Here is an 18,179-nt window from a genome sequence, read left to right on the forward strand (position 1 = left end):
TGATTTTAAGTGTGATGACAGATAAGTATTCACAATGTTTCCTCAATAACATTAGAAATGGAGATGGGTTTGAAGTAGATAATTGTTTTCATGAAAATGGTTATGGGGATAGGAAATCACCATTAAATCAAGATTTTACAACTTCTAAAATAGTTGTTCAAAACAAGACCAGAGGTTACTAGCATTTCATTTGAATTTCCACCAATTTAAAATAAATAACTAGCATGGAATTCTAAAGTATTGAAATAGGAGAGTATTTATATGTATCTACAACCTGAAGGTTATGAGAATATAGTTGTTTTGGTTAAAGATAATGAAGAATATGAATATTATGTTTCAGATAAGGAATTATGGATTCTTGATTTAAGAAAATTGAAAGAAGCATTTGAAATAAGTGGATATAACACAAACACAAGCTCATTTGAAGGCGAAAGAACTGGATTTGATGTTTTGACAAAAGAACAGTACGGTATATATAAAAATAAAATAGAGAAATATAAGGTGAGTTATGATGAATTGAAAGGTTATTATGAGCTATTTCGATTAGCACAACAACCTGAAGATGATGTTCGTGAAATTTTACCTACATTTTATATTGATTTTGATAAAAATATATTTTATTCATTTTATACAGAACCGGGTTCATATGGAGAGTATATTCCAGATGGATGGCAAGGATATTTGATAAATGGTTGCGACAAAGTAATACCTAGTAGTGTGGTGTATTGGAGGAAATAATAAATGAGAAGAATATGCAATTGTTAGAGGAGAGTTATATTGATTCAAAAATTGGCAATGTAGCAACAAAACTTGAATTTAATAAAAAACTTGGATGGGTTATGGTTAATTAGGAGGCAGGTATAATAAATATTAGAGCATTAAAAAGTTCATTGAAAGAGAAAAGAAGATAATCACCTACTATATAGTTGATTATCTTCTTTTGTTTTTTTATATAGTATCATAGTTTCCCTTACACTTTTCGTCCCATTTTTAACAGATAGCCTCCTGCAATAATAGATCCGATTCCGAAAAGAAGTAAGGACGGAAATTTCATTCCAGTAGATGGAAGGTACCTTCTATTCTTACTTATAGGCTTATCTATAAGCTTCGTATTTGTTGAAATTTCATTATTCGGAGTTTGTGGTTGATTTGGTGTGGGTGTTCCTGATGGTTGCTTTTTCTCATTCTTCACTGTATGTTTAATAATTTGCCCATCTTCTTTAATTTCAAAAGAGAAGGTTTCTTCGTTAATAACATAGCCATCAGGAGCTAAAGTCTCTTTATAGGTGTATTTGCCGTAAGGAAGTTTAAATGTGGCAGTACCGTTTTTATCGGTTTTCCCTTTTGTAACTTCTTTTCCTTGCATATCATAGATAGTGAACTCAGCATTCGGAAGTTTCGTGTCGTTATTTGCACTGTCAACTTTTGAGATAATGAATTCTCCAGAAATCTTTTTATTGTTCACTGTATGTTTAATAATTTGCCCACTTTCTTTAATTTCAAAAGAGAAAGTTTCTTTGTTAAGAGCATAGCCATCAGGAGCTAAAGTTTCTTTATAGGTGTATTTGCCGTAAGGAAGTTTAAATGTGGCAGTGCCGTTTTTATCGGTTTTCCCTTTTGCAACTTCTTTTCCTTGCGTATCATAGATAGTAAATTCAGCATTCGGAAGTTTCTTGTTGTTATCTTCACTGTCAACTTTTGATACTTCTAGTTGTCCTAGTATATTTTCATTTTTAACTTCTAGTAAAGCAGTTTCACCTGTTTTTACTTCAATTTTTTTAGCCGTATCATCTAATATATAGCCATCAGGCGCCTGAACTTCCTTTACTATGTAAGTTCCAATAGGAAGTTGATGCAATTTAGCAATGCCTTTATCATTTGTAGTGATATTTTTTTTGATATCACCTTTTTCACTTGAAACTTCAAATACAGCACCTTTTAAAGGTTGTTTCTTTTCTCCTAATTTCATAATTTGTAAAGATCCTAGTGTTTTCCAATTTACGACTAAATCTGTACTAATGTTTTCGCTATTTCTTTGTAATAATACGCCTACATTTTGAACGATTTTTCCTCCATCAAAAGCAATGGCTTGTAAATTTGTTAATGTTGATTTTAATCTGAATTTGAAATCTCCACTAGGTGTATTTTTAGGAATTAAAATTTTAAATTTTTCCTTGATAGAAAATGTAGTTTTCTTTTCCCCATTTTCATTTAAGATTTGGGTTCCTTGAGGTGCATTTTCAGTTTGAACTGTATATGTTCCAGAAATTGCGTTTGTTTGAATTGTATATAGACCTGTTTCTAAATAGTCTCCCTTTTGTTTTGCGGTTTGGGGATCAGCAGGGGTTACATTGAAAACAATCTTTTGTGATTCTGACTCATCTTTAGATTTTTCGACTAATTGTTTCATAAGAGTGTGTACGTTTTGATTCTTGGGCACTAAATCATCTACTTGTAATTGTCCCATAGCAATCCATATCGCTAATTGGGTGGCATAATGTGCTTCTTCTTTGGTAGATACACCTAATTCAGCAGGACTTTTTTGTGGATATCCATGTAATAGTATACGATATACTGGATCACTTGCTTTCCCCATTTCTGGTAAATCCTCACCGTTAGGGGTACGTAGGCCTAGTATTAAACAATATGCGACATTCCCTGATCCAGTTTTGAATAATGCTGCTTTAATTTCTTTGTCTTTTGATTTACTATAACTCCAATTCATTTGATAGTTTTCACGATGAATAACTTCGGCTTTAACTTGTGGAACAGAAACTCCTAGCAACATAATAAGTACACTTAACATGCAAACCCATTGTGCTAACATCTTTTGTTTCATTTCATTCTCCACCACCATTTATCAAATTTTATGGATAGAAAATCTTATATTTTCATTGTACTTGTTGTTCGAAAAAGAGAATAGGTGGTTTTTTTGTAAAGTTTTGTAATTTTCTGAAAAAGAAAAATGTCGTGAAGATCATGTGAAGTTTTACTAAAAAGAAGCCTCCCCTCTTTTTTGACAAGTATGTATAATAATGGAGGGGGGTGCTCGTATGAAATATAAAAAAATATTAGTAAACACAATGTTAGCGGGTGCATTATTAACATTATCTGCTTGCGAGGAAAAAGAAGTAGTAAAGCCAGTAGAGAAGAAAGCGGAGTCTCAAAAAGAACATGTAACATCTGATAAAACAGAGAAAGTCACTACAGAAAAAGAAAAGAAAGATGGACAAAAGAAGGAAGAAGGACAAATTGGTATACAAACAACAGTAGAAGAACTTCAGCAACATATTGATAAACGCGGCTACATACTTTACACGGATCATCCGATTCGCCGTGTTACAAGTGAAAATAGTCGAGTGACTGATATATCTAATTATGGTGATTCAGTTGTTAACATTCGTACAGAAGAACCACTTGAAAATTTATCACCGGATTTGGTGAAAGAAGGATATGCGTTTATGACAGTAAAAGAAAATCCTTCTTTTCAATATAAATCATGGGATGAAATAACAAATTTAGAAAGGGCACTTGTAAAAGCAGTATATGCATCAGTTCCTGCACTTCGTGTGCTAGAAGCTCCTGCAAGAAAGGGAGATTTTTCAAATACTGCTGAGATTACAGCGGCACTTTCATACTTGCGAAAAGGTGGAGAATTTGATTATATGGCTCCTGTTGCGCAAGGCGAAGTAGACCAAGGGCTATTTCAAAAGAATGATAAACTGAAAAAAAGTTGGAGTAAGTTAGCAAACATAGAAAACCCAAAAGAGAATAAAGTAGCCTTTTCCCAAGCATACGAGGAGGCGCGACAAGAGACAAATAATATGCTAGGCCTTCTCAATATTTTATTATCTAAAAATTATGAGAAACGTTTGTCGCAGGTTCCTAGTAAATAGATTGTTATAATTAGCTGTTATTTTTTATATGTAAGGTAAATAGCCAAGAAAATAGGTACTCAGGTGAGTATCTATTTTCTTGTTCATTGAATTCAGGAAATTAATAACGATTGTATTTATTATGGGTATTAAAAAAATTAAATGAGTGGGATGCAGAAGGGAACTTAATAAGGGAAAAACAAGGGCCTACAGAATTCGAAATTAAATATATAAAGAAGGAAAGGGGGATAAAAATTTAGGACGAGGAGGAAGGATAAAGATTCTAATTAAAAATAGTATTAAATCTTCAATTTTAAAATGCCAAGAGAGTAACAAAAGAGGTGGCTATATGAAAAAGAAAGTTAAAGTGCTGCTTGTTATGACAATAGTAGCAACTTTATTAGGTGGATGTAGTTTAGGGGGAACGAAAATTGAGTATGAAAGATTAGTAAAGGCGTTAGATGAAGGGGATATGAAAACAATCATGACCCCGAGTGATGATGGGTATGCGTATGTGCAAGAACGAGGTATATATAGTACGTATGAGAAAAAAGGAGAGGAAACACACAGTAGAATAATATATCAGACTACGGAAGGTGTATATAATACGAAAGATAAAAGTTTATATGGGGACACAACGCAAAGCATTGTTACTGATATAGAGAATGAAAAGGAAGTATGGACAAATAAAAATTATAAAAAAGAAACTGTTTATAGTACAAATATTATGTATAAAAAGGGACAAGGGATAAGTTCGAACCAAAATCTAGATGTTTCAACTGTGAAATTCATTATAGATCGTTTACAAGGAATTGGAAAACTAAAACCTAAAGATGATAGAGCCGGATTTGATGAGCCGAAAGGGGTTTACTATAGCTTAACAGAATCACAATTTCAGGAAATAATTAATAATAAACTGCAATTGCAATATGATAAATTTGGAAGTGCAATAATTAGTTTGGATTTTACTCAAGCTAAAGATTATAAAGAAAATCCTATGGAAATAGATAACATAGACATAGTAATTGATTATGACAAAAAAAATGAAGAGGGGAAGGTGTTATCACATGGGCAACAAATATCGGTAAGTTTTAGAAATAAAGAATACAATACTGAAAATGCGAAAACAAAGTACTTAGAGTATGAAAAACAATATAACAATTAAGCAGACCTCCCCCTTCCTATATAGAGAAAGAGGGAGGCTTTACTTTGTATTTCGTAACTAGTACTGCAAGAAATATGTAAGCATTGTAATGTGATCTTATAAAGTAAAACTTTAATCAATGGGGGTTTTCTTCATCCCCCACTGATTATTAGCCCTCCCAATTGGGCTTTTACGGGCAGTATTACTGCCCCAAAATAGCGGGATAAATTTCTGTTTATAAGTAGAAATCATTATAGAATTTGCTTTTTATTTTTTAAATCGAATTCTTTGAAAGATTCAGAAAATTCTTCTTAAAAAAAGTAATTTTTCTAGTATCTCATTTTGAATACGTAAATTCCTGCCATGATAAATCCAATTCCTAAAAGAGGTAAGATTGGAAATTCTGATCCTGTAGATGGTAAAGATTTTGTATTCTTACTAACTGTTTTTTCTATATGCTGCATGTCCGGTGTTTTTGTATCAACTGTTTTCTCTACATGCTGTGGGTCTGGTTTAATTTCTTTATTTAGAGTTTCTGATTGATTTAGTTTTTTTACATGAACTGTTTTCTCTACATGTTGTACGTTTGTTGTCATTTCTTTATCCGGAGTTTTTGGTTGATTTGGTACTTCGGATATTGGTTTCTTCTGATTTTTCACTGTATGTTTAATCATTTGACCATCTTCTTTTATTTCAAAAGAGAAAGTATTTTCACTAAGTATGTATCCCTCTGGAGCTAATGTTTCCTTATATGTATATGTTCCGTAAGGTAGTTTAAATGTGATAACACCATTTGCATCTGTTTTACCTTTGGCAACTTCTTGTCCTTGCTTATTGTATATAGTAAATTCAGCATTTGACAGCTTTTTATTGTCATCTGCAGAGTCAACTTTTGAGATTTGTAGTTCGCCTTGTATACGTTTATTTTCCACTTCTAATAAAGCGTTTTCATTTGTTTGTACGTTAACCTTTTTAATTGTAGGATCAAGCACATATCCTTCAGGAGCTTGAACTTCTTTTACAATGTAAATACCGATAGGAAGTTGATGTAATTCAGCAATACCTGCATCATCGGATGCGATATGTTTTTGGATATCACCTTTTTCATTGGAAACTTCAAATATAGCACCTTTTAAAGGTTTTTTGTTTTCATCAAACTTCATAATTTTTAAAGATCCTAGCGTTTCTTTTGGTTGCTCAAGTATAGGTTTCTTCTGATTTTTCACAATATGTTTAACGATTTGACCATCTTCTTTTATTTCAAAAGAGAAAGTATTGTCGCTAAGTATGTATCCCTCTGGAGCTAATGTTTCTTTATATGTATATGTTCCGTAAGGTAGTTTGAATGTGATCATGCCATTTGCATCTGTTTTACCTTTGGAAACTTCTTGACTTTGTTGGTTATATATAGTAAACTCAGTATTTGAGAGTTTCTTATTTTGATCTGCAAAGTCAACTTTTGAGATTTGTAGTTCACCTTGTATATGTTTATTTTCCACTTCTAATAAAGCAGTTTCATTTGTTTGTACTTCCACTTTTTTAATTGTAGGATCAAGCACATATCCTTCAGGAGCTTGAACTTCTTTTACGATGTAAGTGCCGATAGGAAGTTGATGTAATTCAGCAACGCCGGTATCATCAGAAGTAATATTTTGTTTAATATCACCATTTTCATTGGAAACTTCAAATACAGCACCTTTTAAAGGCTTTTTATTTTCATCGAACTTCATAATTTTTAAAGATCCAAGCGTTTCTTCTGGTACCTCAGGTGTTGGTATCTCAGGTGTTGGATTCTCTTTATTTTCTACTACGTGTTTAACAATTTGACCATCTTCTTTTATTTCAAAAGAGAAAGTATTTTCACTAAGTATGTATCCTTCTGGAGCAAATGTTTCTTTATATGTATATGTTCCATAAGGTAGTTTGAATGTTACAAGACCGTTTGCATCTGTTCTACCTTTGGCAACTTCTTGACCTTGTTGATTGTATATAGTAAATTCAGCATTTGGAAGCTTCTTATTGTGATCTGCAAAGTCAACTTTTGAGATTTCTAATTCACCTTGTATATGTTTATTTTCCACTTCTAATAAAGAATTTTCATTTGTTTGTACTTCTACTTTCTTAATTGTAGGATCAAGCACATATCCTTCAGGAGCTTGAACTTCTTTTACGATGTAAGTGCCGATAGGAAGTTGATGTAATTCAGCAACACCTGTATCATCGGAAGTAATATTTTGTTTGATATCACCTTTTTCATTGGAAACTTCAAATATAGCACCTTTTAAAGGCTGTTTATTTTCATCGGATTTCATAACTTTTAAAGATCCTAGTGTTTCCCATTTTACTACTAACTCTGTGCTCACTTCTTCCTTACTTCTTTGAGATAATGTAGCTGTATTTTGAACAGTTCGTTTTCCATCAAACGTAATTGCCTGTAAATTTGTTAGGTTTGATTTTATTTTGAACTTGAAATCTCCGCTAGCTGTATTTTTAGGAATTAGAATCTTAAATTTTTCATTAATAGAAAATGTAGTTTTCTTTTCCCCATTTTCATTTAAAAGTTGAATTCCTGCAGGTGCATTTTCACCTTCAATTGTATATGTTCCAGAAACTGCATTTGTTTGAATTGTATATAAACCTGTTTCTAAATAGTCTCCATTTTGTTTTACGTTTTGTGAATCAGGAGAAGTTACATTGAAAAATACTTTTTGAGATTCTGCCCCATGCTTAGATTTTTCAACTAACTGTTTCATAAGAGTATGTACCTGTTGATTTTGTGGTACTAAATCATCTACTTGTAATTGTCCAAGAACAATCCATACAGCTAATTGAGTTGCGTAATGTGCTTCCGCTGGTGTAGATACACCTAATTCCACTGGACTTTTTTGCGGATATCCGTTTAGTAGTACACGATATACCTCGTCTGTTGCTCTCCCCATTTCAGGTAAATCCTGTCCATTAGGAGAAGGTAGGTTTAATGATAAACAATATTCGATACTTCCTGATGCTCCTTTAAGAGTTCCTGCTTTAATTTCTCGATTTTTTGATTTACTATAACTCCACTTCATTTGATATTTTTCCTTATGTACAATCTCGGCTTTTGCTTGTGGAACAGAAACTCCTAACAATATAATAAGCACACTTAATATAGAAAACCATTTTGCTAACATTTTTTGTTTCATTTCTTCATCCACCGCCATTTATCAAATTTAGTATAGAAAATCTTATGTTTTTATTACACTTGTTGTTGGTAAAAGAGTACTACTTGGAATATCTATAAAAGTTTCGCAAAAAAAGATTAAATAATTAGAAAATTTGTAATATTTTAACTCTATTATAAATGTTATTTCAGAAAAGGGAATAGGTATTTTTTGTTGAATTTTGTCAGTTTTCCGAAAATTACAGATATAAGTATTTAATAAAAATGAAAATAGTATTAATAAGTTGCATCTGTTTGAATAATGTTAAACTTTGTATATTTGGTTATACAGAGAATTACTGGTACATAAGAAGTAAAACATTTCAATTAATGCTAATATATGTATTTCTAAAATCTTATTTTTATTATAGATTCTATTGTAGAAAAAGAATAGGTGTTTTTTAATGAAATTTTGTCATTTTTTTGAAAATTCAAGGTATAGTTATTTAATAAAAATTAAAATAATACTATAAGTTCTATTCTTTCGAACAACGTTAAACTCTGTGTTTTTGGTTATACAGAGAATTATTCGTACATAAAGAAAAATCCTTATGAATGAATATAAAAATATGAAAATGAATATATATAATACTGTGTCCTATTATAAATGCTATTGTAGAAAAAGAATAGTCTTTTTTAAAAAATTTTTAGATGCAAGTATTTAGTAAAAATAAAAATAGTATTATTAGTTGCATCCTTTTGAACAACGTTACATCCTGTGTATTGGGTTATACAGAGAAATGTTCGTGTATAAAAGAAAATCTTTATGAATAAATATAAAAATATAGAATCCTGTGCTCTATTATAAATGCTATTGTAGAAAAATAATAGTCTTTTTTTGAAAGTTTTAGATGCAAGTATTTAGTAAAAATGAAAGTAGTATTATTAGTTGCATCCTTTTGAACAACGTTAAACTTTGTGTATTTGGTTATACATAGAGCTGTTCGTACATAAAAGTATCTTTATGAATAAATAGAAAAATATGAATATATATAATACTGTGTTCTATTATAGATTCTATTGTAGAAAAAGAATAGTCCTTTTTGGGGGTAAAAATTGTCATTTTTTTGAAAGTTTGAGATTGTTTAGCGGGAAATAAAATAGTATTGAAATGCAAAATGAAATTTTAAAAGAATAAAATTTTATAGATGAACTTAATGTAATCATCATTGTGTAAAAAATATAGATATTTTTATGGATGATATAGTTGAATTAATAAAGATACTTCAGAAGAATGGAACATAATTAGGCAAAGAGCTAACATTTGCTATAGGAGTAAGAGATAGATAATATGGAAGTAACGTTATATAAATCCATTTTAATTTTTCGACATATAAGTCACGGTTATGCGAATATAACATAATCGCTACTTGCTTTCTCCCTTTGTTTTAAACTTTGCATGGGGCAGGAAAAGGCCCTGACCGCTTCTATGTACGGCCAGAGGCTCTCGGCCCTCCTCTAACAAGAAATGGGTTTTTATGTCGTTTTTTAACTTGTATATATAGTTATACGTGAAGGAACAGAGTTAGAGCTATATGTTAGCTTTCTATTCTTTGAAAGGAGAACATAATATGGAGAGAATGCCTAATTGGCTTATGCAACGTGCTTTTTTAACACCGGAGCGCACCGCGATTGAAACGAGAGAAAGTACGTATACGTTTTTGCAGCTTCATGAGAAGGTGCTTTTATGTTGTGAACATCTTGCTTATTTACAAGTGAAAAAGGGAACAAAAGTGGCTGTTCTGATGAAAAATAGTATGGAGATGGTGATTGCGATTCATGCTCTTTCTTATATAGGGGCAGTCGCTGTTTTGCTGAATACACGTCTTTCAAGAGAAGAGCTACTTTGGCAAATGGAGGACGCAGAGGTGTCTTGTTTGCTTACAGATGAAGAGTTTGAGGGAGAGCAAGTACCTGTCTACTTGTTTACAGAGCTTGCAGCATTGCCGAAAGAAAAGGGAACCGTGCAAAATGAGTTTGTTTTAGAAGAAACGATGACGATTATTTATACGTCAGGCACGACAGGAAAACCGAAAGGTGTGATGCTTACATACGGGAACCATTGGTGGAGTGCAGTTGGCTCTTCGCTGAATTTAGGGCTTCGTGATGATGACTGTTGGTTAGCATGTTTACCGTTTTTCCATGTGGGCGGATTATCGCTTTTAATGAAGAATATTATGTATGGTATGAGGGTGTTACTTGTTCCGAAGTATGACCCGGATTTTATTCATGAAGCGCTGCAAACAAGAGGTGTAACGATGATTTCCGTTGTATCTAAAATGCTGACGGATTTATTAGAACGGCTGCAAGAAGATACATATTCACCGTCTCTTCGCTGCGTATTGCTTGGCGGAGGGCCAGCTCCAAGACCTCTTTTGGAAACGTGCGTCGCAAAAGGGATTCCGGTGTATCAAACGTATGGTATGACAGAAACGTCTTCGCAAATTTGTACATTGGCCGCTGATTATATGTTAACGAAAGTTGGTTCAGCCGGAAAACCACTATTCCCATGTCAGCTTCGCATTGAACAAGGTGGAAGGGAAGCTAGTGTAGGAACTGCCGGGGAAATTGTTGTGAAGGGGCCGAATGTAACGGGTGGTTATTTCAATCGTGAAGAGGCGACGAGAGCGAGTATTCACGATGGTTGGTTACATACGGGAGACATTGGCTACTTAGATGAAGATGGTTTTCTCTATGTGCTAGATCGCCGCAGTGATTTAATTATTTCCGGCGGAGAGAACATATACCCGGCGCAAATTGAGGAAGTCTTACTTATGCATCCTGCTGTTTTGGAAGCGGGAGTTGTTGGAGTAAGTGATGAGAGATGGGGACAAGTTCCTGTCGCATTCGTTGTGAAATCAAAAGAGATAACGGCAGAGGAACTCATTGCTTTTTGTGAAGATAAACTTGCACGATATAAAGTGCCAAAAGAGGTTCATTTTCTTTCTGACCTGCCGCGCAATGCTTCTAAGAAATTACTGCGCCGTGAATTGCGGCAGCTGGCGGAGGAGATATAAATGCATATTACAAAGGCAATGCTGTATGTAACAGAAATGCCGCTCGTTATTCCATTTGCTGCAAGTTATGGGACGTATGAAAAGCGTGAAAGTATTGTGATAGAACTAATAGATGAAGAGGGACGAAGCGGTTGGGGCGAAGTGGTCGCTTTTTCGGAGCCTTGGTATACAGAAGAAACAGTCGTAACGGCGTTTCATATGCTGCAAGACTTTTTGTTGCCGGTGTTATTTGAGCAGGAGCTTTCCCATCCTTCTGATGTTACGTCTCTTTTTCAACATATAAAACGCAACAATATGGCCAAAGCAGGAATCGAGGGTGCATTATGGGATTTGTATGCAAAGCGCAAGAATCAATCGCTTGCCGCGCTGCTTGGCGGTGTAAAACAGGAGATTGAAGTTGGTGTAGTGATTGGCCTTGATACAGTTCCTAATATGTTAAAACGGATTGAAACATACGCTGAAGAAGGGTATAAACGTTTTAAAGTGAAAATTAAACCAGACAATGACTATGCTTTGCTTCACGAAATTCGCAGAGCGTTTCCAACTATTCCATTGATGGCAGATGCCAATTCTGCCTATACGCTGGCGGATATGAAGCAGTTACAAAGGTTGGACGAATTTGAGTTAATGATGATTGAACAGCCGTTAGCAGATCATGATTTTCTTGATCATGCCCGTTTGCAGCAGCAAATTGAAACGCCCATTTGCCTAGATGAAAGCATTCATTGTTTAGAAGATGCAAGAGTGGCCATAAGACTTGGGAGCTGCCGTATCATCAACATAAAACCTGGGCGAGTTGGCGGATTAACAGAATCTATTCGTATTCATGATTATTGTCAGCAGCATCGTATTCCTGTTTGGTGCGGGGGCATGGTAGAAATGGGAATTTCCCGGGCGCAAAATATTGCGCTCGCATCGCTGCCTAATTTTACAATTCCCGGTGATATTTCTGCTTCTAAAAGACATTGGGAGCGAGATATTATCTCGCCGGAAGTAACGCTGCAACATGGGAAAATTATTGTTCCTAAGCAAGCTGGGTTTGGATATAACATAAACCGGACAAGACTAGAAGAGATAACGAAACAATGCATTGTATGTGAGAGGTGAACCTATGCAAAAGCATGAACAGGTGCTGCGTCATATACAAAATCGTTTATTAGAAACACCATTTGTAAAAGTGGCGTACATTTTCGGATCTCATGCCAGAAAAGAAGCAACACCTTCTTCGGATTATGATATAGCGATTGAGACAACGCATATTTCAGTAGGTGAGTTTCAATGGCTTTTGTTTCAATTAATGGAAGAGCTAAGCGGAGTGGGAAAAGTAGATGTGGTTCATTTGAATACATTGTCCGATAGCGAGTTGAAGCGTCATATTTTACGGGAAGGCCGGTTGTTTGCACAACGTATATAAAAAGAGTGGCGTCATTCATATCGCCGCTCTTTTTGTGTGAAATAGCATTATTAGCTGAAAATACTTTCCCTTACTTTTTAATCTACTGCACTTTTTGGAGCGTTACCATGGATTGTTCCATTTTCATCTTTTTTCGAAATTCTTCATGGGAGTTTTTACTACGGGATCTGTTTGGAATCTTATAAGATCTTATGTTAGAACAAGCCTGTTTTTAAAAAGAACAAGCTTCTTATTTTTGTCCTAAACATAGGATAAATGGAATCCACTGAAAGGATCCGACAAAGAATAAGGATTTTTATTAAAGGAGGAAAAGAGTAATGGGTGAAAGTTGCGAACATGGACATGGACATGGGCATCGTCACGGCAATGGCTTTGCGCTTTTAATCGTATTATTTATTTTGTTAATCATTATCGGCGCTAGCTGCTTTGGTGGCTGCGGTGGTTACGGTGGTTATGGTGGTGGTTATCCAGGCTACGGTTATGGCGGCGGCTTTTGTTGCTAATAAGCTAAAAACTATTGAAAATAGCCTTGTGCAGAGCACAGGGCTATTTTATTCACAGCTTAATATGTTGTGACAGTTTTTGAATGTAAAACGAGCGTATCAGGAAAAAGAAGATGATTTCAATAATGCCGAAGAGACCTAATATTAAAATTTCTTCTTTTAATAAAGAAAAAGAAAGTGTACTTTGTATGAATTTAATTGCAAATATTGTATGAATCGAAGCGATAACATAAGGAACGAAAAATAGAATTGCTAATTGAATGGTTGCTGAACATGTCATTTCGGCTTTTGTTAATCCAATCTTTGTAATGGTCTTATATTTTTCGGCTTCTCTAGTTAAATCGGTATACATACGGAAATAAAGAACGCTTCCTGCTCCCATGAAGAAAATAATGCCAAGAAATGTACCGATAAAGAAGTTGGCAACGTTCCAGCGTTTATCAACATATAATTCATCACTTGATGTAAAAATTTGAAAAGGAACCTTCTTATCTTGTTCTCCCTGCTGATCTGTATGTGGAGAAACACTTTTTATATCTTCTGTGGTCATATGCAAAATACGCTTTGTAAGCGGCATTGTATTTTCCCAATCATCCACTTGAAAATTATAAAACGTCATTGGTTCGAGATGTGGAATTTCGTTGTCGACAGCATGATCTTGCAGTACGATCAAGTAAGCATAAGCGTCCTCCGGTATAATCGGTTTGGTAGCTGTTTCTTTTATATGAAATTCTTTTTTATTAGATTGTAACGTAATCTTTGTTTGTTTAAGAAAAGGATTTGTTAATAGCTCTAATGGTATTGGTGAATATCTTGGAACTATATATGTTTCATGTCCCGTTAATTGAACTTGAGGACGGTTTAGAAATTTAGCAAGAATATTATAGTCACTTTGCTTTATAATCCAAATCTCTTCATTAGCAGCCTTATCTTTATAAATAATTGCTTTATGCTTTTGGTAAGTAAATTTATCTGTACGTAATTCTGTTTCTAATGCTGCAATATGCTTTGCTTCTAAAATATTTCCTTCGTAAGATACATAAGTAAATGGAAAAGGAAATGCCTCTAGTATAGAAGCCTTTGTGTATTTATTAAAAGCATATAATGTTGTGATAGTCGTAAAAGTTATTACAGATAGCATTGTTACTACAAAAAGCATATTAATATTGATGCGAACGCGTGATGCTAAATCAGAGATCCATAGCATATTCGTTTTTTTCATATAAAAGCGTCGACGCTTTTTTAATATCCAAATGAAAAGAAAACTAGCCTGGGAGAATAGAAAATACGTCCCAATTGTAACGAGAGGAATAATGGCCAGAATAATGAGTAGACCAATCCCGTTTGTTAAACTTTTTTCTGTTATATAGCTTTGTGGATAAGCTGCAAAAATATAACCAGAAAATAGACATAGTAAACTAAAAATTGAAATGATAACGGAAGGTGATCTCTCCTTCTTTCCGCGAATTCCTCCTCTTAGAAGATGAACGATTTTTTGTGTTCGAATTAAAGCAGGTGTAAAGATAGATACAATTGTAAAAAGTATGAGAAATGTCGCTACAGTTGTCTGAATTGCTTCTGATGGCCAATATAAATAAAGGCCGTTAATACCTGAAATTTTTGATGTAATCAATAAGAAAAAGTTAGAAAATACAAGACCAGCTTGAATGCCAACAAAAATAGAAAGAAGCCCAATAATCATATTTTCTAAAAAAATAAGTCGTTTAAGTTGCCTGTGTGAAATACCTAAAATCGTTAAAACGCCAAACTGCTTTTTGCGTACGTTCAAAAACGTTCCAATTGAGTACACCAAAAAGAAAAAAGAAAACAGTACAATTACAAATTGTGTAAAACCAATTAAAGTGAAAAGAGGTCCTGTTTCTTTATAGTTTTGTATATGTTGTAAACGTGGATGATACCGATACACAGCAAATGAAAAGAACACCGTAATAGAAAATGAGCTGCTTAAAAAATAGGCAAAATAAGCTCTGGCATTACGGATAACATTTCGTAATGCGAATTGCCAAAACTTCATCCGCGTCTTCCTCCTAGTAATGCTAATACATCTAATATTTCTTGATAGAACTTTTCGCGGTGCAGGCCGCGGTGCAGCTCATTATAAAGCTCACCGTCTTTAATAAAAATGATACGGTTGCAATAACTAGCAGCAAATGGGTCATGTGTCACCATTAAAATTGTCGCTTGTTCTTCTTTATTTAACTTCGTAAATAGCTCCATTACATCAGTTGCAGCTTTCGAATCTAAGTTTCCTGTTGGTTCATCAGCAAGCAGTAATGAAGGTTTATGGATGACTGCACGGGCCACTGCGGTACGCTGTGCTTGTCCTCCGGAAACTTCAAAAATTCGTTTATTTAAAATATGATCGATACCGAGTTTGTTTGAAATAGTATCTAGCTTTTCATCCATTTCCGCAAGCGGAACATTATCTAACGTCAAGGGCAAGACGATGTTTTCTCCAATTGTTAATGTGTCTAATAAGTTAAAGCTTTGAAATACAAATCCTAACTCTTGCCGGCGAAAGATAGCTAATTTTTCGTTGCGAAACGTATGAGGCTGCTTTCCGTTAATAAAGACTTCTCCTGCTGTAGGAGAATCGATAGTCGAAATAACATTTAATAAAGTTGATTTCCCGCTTCCGGACGGGCCCATAATCGCAACAAATTCTCCTTTATCTACATGTAAATTAATATTTTTTAAAGCAGTATGAGGGACTTTCCCCTCATACACTTTCGATACATTTCGAATATGTAATACTTCTTCCATATATCAATCACCTTTCTAACGTTATAAATCCATTTTAATTTTTCAACATATAAGCTATTGCTATGCAGGAACAAAGGCTCTCGTTCATCTAAAAAAGGGGAGCGATTTTTTGCCTTATATTTTTTATAGTTTAATATGCTGGGACAATTTTTGCATATATAATGAACGAATTAAAAGGAAAAAGAGAATTTCAACCGTTCCAAAAATGATAAGGACAACACTAACCTCAGTAAACAAGGATAGTTTGATTATGCCTTTCCACATTTTTGCGGCAAACATCGTATGAATGGAAGCCATTATATAGGGCACAAAAAATAAGATAGCAAGCTGAATGGTAGCTGACCGCTTCATTTCTGATTCTGTTAAGCCAATTTTTGTAATCGCAATATACTTGTCTTGTTCATTCGTTAAATCTGTATACATACGGAAGTAAAGTACGCTTCCAGCCCCGATAAAGAAGATAACACCAAGGAATGTACCAATAAAGAAAAAGGAAGCATTTTGTAGTTTCGTTTCATATAGTTGATTGCTTCCTTCAAAAGCTTCATATAAACGTTCTTCAGAATGAATTTGTTTGCGATCTGCATAAAGCTTTTCGATGAATGCGGCGGCTATTGTATGTGTATTTTCCCAATTTTGTACTTGGAAATTGTATAACGTCATATGTTTCATAGCATGTGATAGCGATTGTACCGTATTGTCGGATAAGACGAGTACATTTGGAATAATTCCAGAGGGTATCACATTTTTATCACCAATACCTTGCACGTGTAATTTCAAGGAATTTGGAGAAAGAGTAATTGACTGTTTTTGGTAGTCCCACTTACCAGTTATAATTTCATAAGAGTACCCAGGGAGTACATACGTTTCATCATCTTTCAAGAAAATCTTTTTATGATGGAGTGCAGTAGCTAACTGATTATAATCACTTTGTTTTAATACATACACTTCATCTTCATAAGAGGAAGTTGTTCCTTTTTGTAGCGATATACCATATAAGTCTACTTTTATTTTTTTGTATTCAAATTTCTCATCTTTTAATCGCTGTTCTAACCAATCGATATGCTGCGAAGCGATTGGATTAGCATCATAGGAAAGATAAGTAAATGGAAATGGGTTATCTTTCACAATTTGTGTTTTTGTAAATTTACCAAAACCATATATGAAGGTCATCATGGTAAAGGCGAGAGTAGACAACATCGTTACTACAAAGAGCATATTAATATTTGTACGAATACGGCTTGCTAAATCAGAAATCCACAGCAAATTAATTCGTTTCATATAAAATTTCCGTCTTCTTTTCAACATATGAATGAGCAGAAAGCTAAATTGTGAAAAGAAAAAATATGTCCCGACTGCCACCAGTGTTGGAATGGAAAAAATACTAGATAAAATGTATAGTACACCAATCATATCACCTAGTGACATAAAGTACTTTGGACACATTGCTAGTGTGTATCCAGAAAGCAAGCATGAAATGCCAAACAAGGAAATGATAATGGATGGCTTCTTTTCTTTTTGATTTATTTTTCCTTCTTTTAAAAGACGTACAGCTTTTCTCGTTCGAATTAACACAGGGGTAAAAGCTGATACGAAGATAAAGAGTCCAAGAAAGGTTGACGTTGTTAACAGAATTGCACCTTTTGGAAAATATAAGTATAATCCGGGCATGTGTGTAATTTTTGCTGTAACTAATAAGAAAAGTTGTGAAAAGACAATCCCAACTTGAATTCCGATAAAAATAGAAAGAAGCCCAATTAACATATTCTCAATGAAAATGAGTCGTTTTAATTGCTTTTTTGATATACCTAAAACAGTTAAAACGCCAAATTGTTTTTTTCGAACTTTTAAAAACGTACCGATAGAATATAGTAAAAAGAAAAATGAAAAGAATACAATAACAGCCTCAGATACCCCCATTAAGGTGTCGATACCGGAAGTTGTGTCAGCATTTTGCAAACGAGGATGAAATAAGTACACGGCAAATGAAAAGAAAATTGCAATGGAAAAGGAACTGCTTAGAAAGTAGGCAAAATAAGCACGGGAGTTACGTGTTACGTTCTTAAATGCAAATTGCCAAAATGTCATATTTTTATCCTCTCAGTCTTAAAATCATTCTTATATGTTGCAAAAGTGTATGAGGAAAGGATTCCTCATACACTTTGTCATAGAATTTCTATAAGCTATATAAATTCATTTTGATCTTTTAACATATATGTCACTGCTATGCAGGTCAAAAAATG

General features: G+C 33.9%; 12 protein-coding genes. 7 read left to right on the forward strand and 5 right to left on the reverse strand.

Annotated elements, in window-relative coordinates; translation table 11 throughout:
* Nucleotides 1-261: 261 nt before the first annotated feature.
* Nucleotides 262-738 carry a hypothetical protein gene (locus ACIGHG_RS14325; protein WP_396549025.1) on the forward strand — a complete coding sequence of 159 codons (477 nt, stop codon included), beginning with the start codon at nucleotides 262-264 and terminating at the stop codon, nucleotides 736-738.
* 232 nt (nucleotides 739-970) lie between these two features.
* Here ACIGHG_RS14325 and ACIGHG_RS14330 read toward each other — a convergent pair whose 3' ends face one another.
* The gene (locus ACIGHG_RS14330) at nucleotides 971-2,839 is read right to left on the reverse strand and encodes a SpaA isopeptide-forming pilin-related protein (RefSeq protein WP_396549027.1); all 1,869 of its coding nucleotides are present in this window, start codon (nucleotides 2,837-2,839) and stop codon (nucleotides 971-973) included.
* Between the two features lie 214 nt (nucleotides 2,840-3,053).
* Here ACIGHG_RS14330 and ACIGHG_RS14335 point away from each other — a divergent pair, with 214 nt between their 5' ends.
* Together ACIGHG_RS14335 and ACIGHG_RS14340 are read left to right on the forward strand one after the other, a co-directional pair.
* Entirely contained in the window at nucleotides 3,054-3,896 is an 843-nt protein-coding gene (locus tag ACIGHG_RS14335) for a hypothetical protein (protein WP_396549029.1), read from the forward strand.
* A gap of 328 nt (nucleotides 3,897-4,224) precedes the next feature.
* The gene (locus tag ACIGHG_RS14340; protein WP_396549031.1) at nucleotides 4,225-5,040 is read left to right on the forward strand and encodes a DUF3952 domain-containing protein; all 816 of its coding nucleotides are present in this window, start codon (nucleotides 4,225-4,227) and stop codon (nucleotides 5,038-5,040) included.
* A 308-nt stretch (nucleotides 5,041-5,348) separates the two neighbouring features.
* Here the strand turns inward: ACIGHG_RS14340 and ACIGHG_RS14345 are convergent, their stop codons facing one another.
* Nucleotides 5,349-8,201, reverse strand: coding sequence for a SpaA isopeptide-forming pilin-related protein (locus tag ACIGHG_RS14345; protein WP_396549033.1), 2,853 nt, complete (start codon nucleotides 8,199-8,201; stop codon nucleotides 5,349-5,351).
* A 1,588-nt stretch (nucleotides 8,202-9,789) separates the two neighbouring features.
* On the opposite strand from ACIGHG_RS14345, the gene ACIGHG_RS14350 reads away from it, so the two are divergent.
* The 4 genes from ACIGHG_RS14350 to ACIGHG_RS14365 all read left to right on the forward strand — a co-directional run bounded on the left by ACIGHG_RS14350 (nucleotide 9,790) and on the right by ACIGHG_RS14365 (nucleotide 13,152).
* Nucleotides 9,790-11,235 (forward strand): o-succinylbenzoate--CoA ligase, encoded by a 1,446-nt coding sequence (locus tag ACIGHG_RS14350; RefSeq protein WP_396549035.1) that lies wholly within the window; start codon nucleotides 9,790-9,792, stop codon nucleotides 11,233-11,235.
* On the forward strand, nucleotides 11,236-12,342 hold the full coding sequence (gene menC, locus ACIGHG_RS14355; RefSeq protein WP_396549036.1) for an o-succinylbenzoate synthase: 1,107 nt from the start codon (nucleotides 11,236-11,238) through the stop codon (nucleotides 12,340-12,342). It begins immediately after the preceding gene.
* 4 nt (nucleotides 12,343-12,346) lie between these two features.
* Nucleotides 12,347-12,649 carry a nucleotidyltransferase family protein gene (locus tag ACIGHG_RS14360; protein WP_396549037.1) on the forward strand — a complete coding sequence of 101 codons (303 nt, stop codon included), beginning with the start codon at nucleotides 12,347-12,349 and terminating at the stop codon, nucleotides 12,647-12,649.
* Nucleotides 12,650-12,966: 317 nt separating this feature from the next.
* Nucleotides 12,967-13,152, forward strand: a complete 186-nt coding sequence (locus tag ACIGHG_RS14365) for a YjcZ family sporulation protein (protein ID WP_336473596.1) — start codon at nucleotides 12,967-12,969, stop codon at nucleotides 13,150-13,152.
* A 52-nt stretch (nucleotides 13,153-13,204) separates the two neighbouring features.
* Here ACIGHG_RS14365 and ACIGHG_RS14370 read toward each other — a convergent pair whose 3' ends face one another.
* The 3 genes from ACIGHG_RS14370 to ACIGHG_RS14380 all read right to left on the reverse strand — a co-directional run bounded on the left by ACIGHG_RS14370 (nucleotide 13,205) and on the right by ACIGHG_RS14380 (nucleotide 18,024).
* Nucleotides 13,205-15,187: an FtsX-like permease family protein gene (locus tag ACIGHG_RS14370; protein ID WP_336473597.1), complete on the reverse strand. Its 1,983-nt coding sequence runs from the start codon at nucleotides 15,185-15,187 to the stop codon at nucleotides 13,205-13,207.
* On the reverse strand, nucleotides 15,184-15,936 hold the full coding sequence (locus ACIGHG_RS14375) for an ABC transporter ATP-binding protein (protein WP_336473598.1): 753 nt from the start codon (nucleotides 15,934-15,936) through the stop codon (nucleotides 15,184-15,186). Before ACIGHG_RS14375 ends, ACIGHG_RS14370 begins: the two co-directional genes overlap by 4 nt.
* Nucleotides 15,937-16,059: 123 nt before the next feature.
* Nucleotides 16,060-18,024 carry an FtsX-like permease family protein gene (locus tag ACIGHG_RS14380; RefSeq protein WP_396549040.1) on the reverse strand — a complete coding sequence of 655 codons (1,965 nt, stop codon included), beginning with the start codon at nucleotides 18,022-18,024 and terminating at the stop codon, nucleotides 16,060-16,062.
* Nucleotides 18,025-18,179: the final 155 nt, after the last annotated feature.

Origin of the sequence: Bacillus sp. NPDC077411 (genome assembly GCF_044543425.1) — a bacterium.
GTDB lineage: Bacteria > Bacillota > Bacilli > Bacillales > Bacillaceae_G > Bacillus_A > Bacillus_A bruguierae.